The 5,117-nt window shown below is 71.6% G+C and carries 6 protein-coding genes; 1 reads left to right on the top strand and 5 read right to left on the bottom strand.

The genetic code is table 11. The features are described from left to right. Window positions 1–611 (top strand): uridine kinase family protein (locus J1M39_RS12040; RefSeq protein WP_206496851.1); only part of this gene is annotated, 611 nt, incomplete at its 5' end. Window positions 612–642: 31 nt separating this feature from the next. Here the strand turns inward: J1M39_RS12040 and J1M39_RS12045 are convergent. The 5 genes from J1M39_RS12045 to J1M39_RS12065 form a co-directional block, all read right to left on the bottom strand. After that, window positions 643–1,413: a lipoate--protein ligase family protein gene (locus tag J1M39_RS12045; RefSeq protein WP_141842782.1), complete on the bottom strand. Its 771-nt coding sequence runs from the start codon at window positions 1,411–1,413 to the stop codon at window positions 643–645. Next, window positions 1,410–2,276, bottom strand: coding sequence for a thioesterase family protein (locus tag J1M39_RS12050; RefSeq protein WP_036313183.1), 867 nt, complete (start codon window positions 2,274–2,276; stop codon window positions 1,410–1,412). Before J1M39_RS12050 ends, J1M39_RS12045 begins: the two co-directional genes overlap by 4 nt. A gap of 87 nt (window positions 2,277–2,363) precedes the next feature. Then, complete coding sequence (locus tag J1M39_RS12055; RefSeq protein WP_036313181.1) at window positions 2,364–3,041, bottom strand: methionine ABC transporter permease; 678 nt, start codon at window positions 3,039–3,041, stop codon at window positions 2,364–2,366. Next, complete coding sequence (locus J1M39_RS12060) at window positions 3,038–4,132, bottom strand: methionine ABC transporter ATP-binding protein (RefSeq protein ID WP_078026103.1); 1,095 nt, start codon at window positions 4,130–4,132, stop codon at window positions 3,038–3,040. Before J1M39_RS12060 ends, J1M39_RS12055 begins: the two co-directional genes overlap by 4 nt. Window positions 4,133–4,135: 3 nt before the next feature. Continuing rightward, window positions 4,136–5,117, bottom strand: a 982-nt coding sequence (locus J1M39_RS12065) for a MetQ/NlpA family ABC transporter substrate-binding protein (protein WP_342356418.1), incomplete at its 5' end; no start/stop codon positions are given.

The raw sequence follows: 5,117 nt of genomic DNA on the forward strand, positions 1-5,117 counted from the left end.
TCCCCGCCTCGCCCCCTCCCTCCGTGATCCTGCTCGGCGGCGCGTCGGGCTCCGGCAAGTCCTACCTGGCCCGGCGGCACGGCCGGCCCCACCTCTCGCTCGATGCGTTCTACCGTCCGCAGTCCGACGACGGCGCCGCGGGCGGGCCCGGCCCCGTGTTCCCGCGCACCCCCTACGGCGAGATCGACTGGGACCACCCCGGAACATGGGATGAGCAGGCGGCCGTGGACGCGGTCGTCGAACTGCTCGAGGAGGGCGCCACGCGTGTGCCCGACTACGACATCTCCACGTCCTCCGTCCGCGGGCACAGCACCGTCGCGCTCGAGCCGGGCGGGGTGATCGTGGCGGAGGGCATCTTCGCCGAGCGCATGCCCGCCGCCCTGGACCGGGCCGGGGTCGGCTACGCGGCCTGGTACATCGACCAGGCGCGGACCACGACGGCGGCCCGCCGGTTCGTGCGCGACGTCGCCGAACGCCGCAAGCCGCTGCCGTTCCTCGTGCAGCGGGGCTGGTCCCTGTACCGGACGGACGCGGCGCGCCGGGCGGCGGCCGTGGCGGCCGGCTTCACCCCGCGACGCAAGCGGGAGATCATCGCGGATCTCACGGCCTGACGGCCCGCCCGCAGTCTGGCCGCCCGTGCCCTCAGCCGGAGGTGCCCGCAGCGAGGACGGCGAGCTGCTCGTCTACCACCTCGAGCCCGGCGGCGGCCGCCCACGCCGTGTACTCCTCCCGCAGGGCCGCGGCGAACGCGGGGACGCTCACCCCGGGGCGCACGTCCTCGGCCGCGCCCGCCGTGCGGGGGTCCATGTCCAGACCGAGCTCCCGGTAGACGTCGACGAGCACGGCCCGCAGCGGAGCGGGGTCGGACACCACCACGTGGGTGGAGAACAGGAACGCCCCCTTCACCACGCGCTGCGCGGAGCCGGCCAGCTTCACCGGGTATGTCGGCGCAGGGCCCTGCACGGAGAACTCGCCCGGGCAGTACTCCCCCGGGATCTCGCCCACGGAGGCGGGCACGTCCACGCGCGCGAACGCCCGCACGAACAGGTCGGCGAACTCGGCGAACCGGGCCTGCTGCGTGAGTGCCGCGTCCTCCTGCTGGCTCAGGTGGTCCACCACCAGGCAGCCGTGGTGGTAGGCCGCCGCCCGTCCGCCGGCCCGGCGCACTGCCGGCTCGAAGCCGTGGGCGCGGGCCGCCGCGGCCGCGGCCGCGAAGCCGGGCAGCCGGGCGTCGCGCTGGCCGAACGCGACCGTCGGTTCGGGCACGTAGACGCGGATCAGGTCCTCGAGGGCCCTTCCCTCGGCCGCGGCGGCGCGGAAGACGGCCAGCTCGTCCATGGCCCAGTCGAGGTCTTCAGCGGCCCCGAGGGTCCGCTCCTGCACGGCCCAGCGCAGCCGGGGAGCTGCGCTCACAGGCCGCCCTCGGCCGGCCAGGAGCGCAGGGTGAGGGTCTGCTCGGCGTGGGCGAAGGGGCCGTCGTCGTCGTGGAGGACGGTGCTGGTCAGGCCCACGCCGTCCGGGCCCACCGTGACCTGCCCCGCGAGGCCGAGCCAGTGGCCGGTGGGCTCGCGGTACAGGTGGATCTGCAGGTCCACGTTGGGGAAGAACCACCCGCCCGGTTTCGCCGGCAGGGCCGGGGCGATCCCGTTGGCCGCGTCGGTGAGGCTGATCAGGCGCACCAGGTCGCTCGTGCTCTCCCCCGCCACCATCTCGCGGTCCGTGGTGAGCCACACCCGGCCGTGGCCCGGCCCGTGGCCGGGCAGGACGACGCCGTCGAGGGAGGCGATGTACCCGCCTCCCCATCCGTGGAGCGCGTTGTGCGACTGCGCCTGCGAGCGCGGCGGGAGGGGCTCGTCCGGCAGCTGGGCGACGGCGGAGGTGTCCGAGGTGGACAGCAGCCAGGCGCGCAGGGTCAGCACGGTGCGGCCCCGGGCGTGGAGCACGGACTCGACGAGCTCGATGGTGCGGCCCGGACGCAGGGTGCGCGTGACCACCTCGAGCTCGCCCGACCAGAGCGTGCCCAGGATGTCGTAGGAGAGCCGTCCCACCCGCAGCCCGGGAGTGGTCTCGTGCGCAGCCACCTCGTGCAGCAGCAGGCCCGAGACGGCGGCCATGTGCATCTCCTCTTCCCGCCATGCGCCCTGGGCGTGCACGGTGGAGCGCACGCGGGAGGTGCGGACGCCGTCGGCGTCCACGGTGGGCTCGCCGAGGCGGACGTAGAAGGCCAGGGGATCGCCGGCGACGGAGGTCGCGGGGGTGGAGGTGATGTCGGTCATGGGCCGAAGTCTGCCAGAACGACGACGACGGCCGGTGACGTCCCCGCGGGATGTCACCGGCCGTCGTCGTGCGGACCGAGCCGGGGTTCAGCGGCGCATGACCTTGCGGGCGATGCCGTTGCCGATCAGCTGCAGCGCCTGGACGAACACGATCACCACGATCACGGCCAGCCAGGTGACCTCCGGACGGAACCGGTTGTAGCCCTCCACGATGGCGAAGTTGCCGACGCCGCCGCCGCCGATGATGCCCGCCATCGCGGACATGTCCACGAGCGAGATGATCACGAACGTGAAGCCGAGGATCAGCGGGCCGAGGGCCTCGGGCAGCACCACGGCGCGCACGATCCGCATGCGGGAGGCGCCCATCGCGCGGGCGGCCTCGATCACGCCGGGGTCCAGCGAGACGAGGTTCTGCTCCACGATGCGGGCGATGCCGAACGTGGACGCCCAGATCATGCAGAACACCACGGCGGTGTTGCCGATGCCGGTGCCGAGCACCGCGATGGTCAGCGGCTGCAGGGCGGCGATGAGGATGACGAACGGGATGGGCCGGATGAGGTTCACGATGAAGTTCGTGACCAGGTAGACGGCACGGTTGGCGAAGATGCCGCCCGGGCGCGTGGTGTAGAGGACGAGCCCGACCAGCAGGCCGAGGATGCCGCCGAGGATGAAGGACCAGCCGACCATGTAGAGGGTGTCCCCCACGGCGGTCATCAGCTCGGGGCCGTAGTACCCCCAGTCGAGGTTCTGGAATCGGTCGATCACTGGTGCACCTCCTGCACGTCTCCGGCGCCGGCCAGGTCCGCGACAAACGCGTCCACCGCGGCGGCCTCGCCCGTGAGCGCCACGGTGAGCAGGCCGTACGCGGAGTCCTTGGTGGCGGACATGCCGCCGTGGACGATCTCGAAGCCCACGCCGCGCGTCGATGCGGTGCCGAGCACCGCCGAGACCGCGGCGGAGTCCTTGAGCGAGACCATGATCAGCCGACCCTCGGTGCGCGCCCGGATGCGGGCCACCTCCTCGGCATTCGGCCGGTCCTTGAGCGCCGTGGCCACGAAGGACGCGGCGTCGGCGGAGTGGGCGGGCCGAGAGAAGAGGTCGTAGACCTTGCCGGACTCCACCACGCGGCCGCTGTCCATCACGGCGACGCGGTCGGCGATCGAGCGGATGACCTCCATCTCGTGGGTGATGGCCACGATCGTGACCCCGAGCTCCTCGTTGACGCGGCGCAGCACGGAGAGCACCTCGTGCGTCGTCGAGGGATCCAGGGCGCTGGTGGCCTCGTCTGCGAGCAGGATCTCCGGCTCGGCGGCCAGGGCGCGGGCGATGCCGACGCGCTGCTTCTGGCCGCCCGAGAGCTGCTCCGGGTAGTGCTTGGCCTTGTCCGCCAGGCCGACGAACTCGAGCAGCTCCGCCACGCGAGCGCGGCGTTTGGACCGCGGCCAGCCGGCCGTGTCCAGAGCAAACTCGATGTTCCCGGCCACCGTGCGGGAGGTCAGCAGGTTGAACTGCTGGAACACCATGCCGATGCGGGTGCGCAGCGGACGCAGCTTCGCTTCGGAGAGATGGGAGACCTGCTGGCCCAGCACCGTGACGGTGCCCGACGTCGGCTTCTCCAGCCCGTTGATCATGCGGATCAGGGTGGACTTGCCGGCGCCGGAGAAGCCGATGACGCCGAAGACCTCGCCGCGGTTCACGGCGAGCGAGACGTCGTCCACGGCCTTCACACCGGCACCCTTCTTGGCGGCGTAGACGCGGCTGACGTGGTCGAAGACGATGACCGGCTCCCCCGGGGCGCCCGCGGAGGGGCGCCCCGGGGTGACCGCGTCACGGTCGGACGTATGGGAACCTGCCATGGATCAGGCGCCCTGCTTCGCGATCGCGTCCTGGTACTGCTTCAGGGTCTCGTCGATCTGGGCGGTGTCGAGCTGCACCGGCACGCTCGTGCCGGAGGAGAGCTTCGCGGACTCATCCAGCACGGGCTGCTCGTGGTACAGGGCCGCGATCTTCTTGTAGGTCTCGTTGTCGCGGTCCTCGCGACGCACGGCGAAGCCGTTGACGTACGGCTTGGCGGAGTCGTCCTCGGGGTCGTCCTTGAACAGGGCGGTGTTCGTGTCGATGCCGGCGTCCGCCGAGAAGGTGTTGTTGATGACCGCGCCCTGCACGGACTCGAGCGCGTTCACGGTCTGCTGCGCGGCCACGGGCTGCACCGTCACGGTGGAGGCGGCCTCGTCGATGTCGCGGACCTCCGGGCGGATGGTCTCATTGGACAGCTTCAACAGGCCGGCGGCGACGAGCACATTGATGGCACGGGCCTGATTCACGGTGTCGTTCGGGATGGCGACGGTGTCGCCCTTCTTGAACTCGGAGACGTCCGTGTACTTCTTGGAGTACAGGGGCAGCGGGATGATCTCGGTGGTCCCGATCATCGTCAGGTCCTTGCCGGAGGCCTGGTTGTAGTCGGCCAAGTAGGCGATGTGCTGGAACCAGTTCATGTCGATGTCGCCATTGTCCAGCGCCGGGTTCGGCTGCGTGTACTCGGTGAAGTTGCGGATCTCGACGTCGATGCCGTGCTTCTCCTTCGCGAGCTTCACCAGGGCGCGGTGCGACTCGTTCTCGGACACGACGCCGATGCGCACGGTCTGGGCGCCGTCGTCGCTCTTCTCCTCGGCCTGCGAGTTGCAGGCGGTCAGGGCGAACGCGCCGACGGCGGCCAGGGACAGGCCGGCGAAGGAGCGGCGGGAGATGTTCGAGGGGGTCGTCATGGGGTTCTCCTTGGAGGACGGTGCGACGTCGCCGGCGCGGGTGGGCACGGCGGGTGCGGAACGGTGCGGGGTGGGC

It is taken from the genome of Micrococcus sp. KRD077 (genome assembly GCF_017168505.1).
Classification (GTDB): domain Bacteria; phylum Actinomycetota; class Actinomycetes; order Actinomycetales; family Micrococcaceae; genus Micrococcus; species Micrococcus luteus.